Here is a 1927-nt window from a genome sequence, read left to right on the forward strand (position 1 = left end):
CCGCCGCCGGGCCCCTGGGGCCCCTCGTGGCGTCCGGCGTCCTCGCCGGTCCTCCGGCGGCGGGGGCCGCGGGCGTGGCCGCGGTACTCGCCCACCTGACCCGGCGGGTCGATCTGGTGCAGATGGCCCTGCGGGCGGGGGCCACGGACTCCCTGCCGCCGGACCTGGACACCGCCGAGCAGCTGCTGATCGTCAACGACTTCCCGCACGGCTTCGACGACCGGGCCGTCACCCAGTTGCGCTACCTCGCCGACGAGGGGCCGGCGGTGGGCGTGCACCTGCTGATGGTGGCCGACCGTGAGGACGCCCGGGCGTACGGTCCCGTGCTCGATCCGCTGTGGCGGTCACTGCTGCGGATCACGCCCGTGCCCGACGACCACCTCGCCGACCCGTGGGTGGGCCACGCCTGGACGTACGAGCCGCTGCGCGTGCCGCAGGGCAGCCGTGTCCTGGAGCAGGTCCTCGCGCTCGTGGCCGCGGCGCGGGGCGGCGGTCACCGCTGAGCCGCTCGGGGGCGGGCTGCGGGGTGACTCCGCCCGCCCCGGGCTGTCGGACATCCCCGGCGCCCCACCCCCGGGCTGTCAGGCATCCCCACCTGACAGGCATCCACCCCCACACCTGTAGGTGAACACCGCCCCGACCAGGTGCTTTGATCTCCTTTTGCCTCCCGCTTTACCTTCTCTTGGTGTTTCCTGTACTGTTCTTTGGGCGGAGGGGAGTATTCCCGATCGCGGCGTTCCCGTCAGTACGGACTGTGACCGGTCCCGGGGCGTCGGCCCGGTGCGCAGCCCGCGCACCTCGGGTGGAAGAGACCTCCGGCAGCGACGACGCTGATCTATAGCCGTAGCGAACTGCCGGAGGCGCAGTGGACGTTTCATGGACTCTCTGGGTGCTGACCGTTGTCGGTCTGGCCGCCCTCATCGCCGTCGACTTCTTCATCGGGCGCAAGCCCCATGACGTGTCGACCAAGGAAGCCGGTATCTGGACCGTCGTCTGGATCGCGCTGGCCGCCCTCTTCGGGTTCGGCCTGCTGATCTTCGGCGAGAGCCAGGCCTCGGGCGAGTTCTTCGCCGGCTTCATCACCGAGAAGTCGCTCAGTGTCGACAACCTCTTCGTCTTCGTGCTGATCATGGCGAAGTTCTCGGTGCCCTCACACCTGCAGCAGCGGGTGCTGCTCATCGGTGTGCTGATCGCCCTGGTGCTGCGGGCGATCTTCATCGCCGCCGGCGCGGCGGTCATCGCCAACTTCTCGTGGATCTTCTACATCTTCGGCGCGTTCCTGATCTACACCGCCTGGAAGCTGATCCAGGAGGCGCGCGCCGACGACGAGGAGGAGGAGTTCGAGGAGAACCGCCTCCTCAAGTCGATCGAGCACCGCTTCGGTGTCGCCGACCGCTACCACGGCACCAAGCTGTTCATCCGGAACAACGGCAAGCGCGTGATGACACCGCTGATGGTGGTCATGCTGGCCATCGGCACCACCGATGTGCTGTTCGCGCTGGACTCCATCCCCGCGATCTTCGGTCTGACCCAGGACCCGTACATCGTCTTCACCGCCAACGCGTTCGCGCTGATGGGTCTGCGGCAGCTGTACTTCCTCATCGGCGGTCTGCTGAAGAAGCTGGTGCACCTCAGCTACGGACTCTCGGTGATCCTCGGCTTCATCGGCGTCAAGCTCGTGCTGCACGCACTGCACGAGTCCGGTGTGCACGTCCCGGAGATCTCCATCCCGTTCTCCCTCTCCTTCATCTGCGGCGTCCTGGTGGTCACCACGATCACCAGCCTGATCGCCAACAAGAAGCAGGCCGCGGCGGAGGCCGGCGCAGCGGGCGACGAGACCGAGAAGGCGGGCGCCGGGAAGTAGCCGCGGGAGTGGCGGCGGACGGACCGGCGGCCGGGGCCATCAGGCACCCGGCCGCCGGTCCTG

General features: G+C 68.6%; 1 protein-coding gene and 1 pseudogene. Both read left to right on the plus strand.

The window, feature by feature from the left end; genetic code table 11:
- Window positions 1-503 (plus strand): annotated as a pseudogene (locus ABZ371_RS32110) (export associated protein); the annotation flags it as partial.
- A 362-nt stretch (window positions 504-865) separates the two neighbouring features.
- The gene (locus tag ABZ371_RS32115) at window positions 866-1864 is read left to right on the plus strand and encodes a TerC family protein (protein ID WP_358686367.1); all 999 of its coding nucleotides are present in this window, start codon (window positions 866-868) and stop codon (window positions 1862-1864) included.
- Window positions 1865-1927 lie beyond the last annotated feature (63 nt).

The organism is Streptomyces sp. NPDC005899 (assembly GCF_040629645.1).
In the GTDB taxonomy this organism is placed as follows: Bacteria; Actinomycetota; Actinomycetes; order Streptomycetales; family Streptomycetaceae; genus Streptomyces.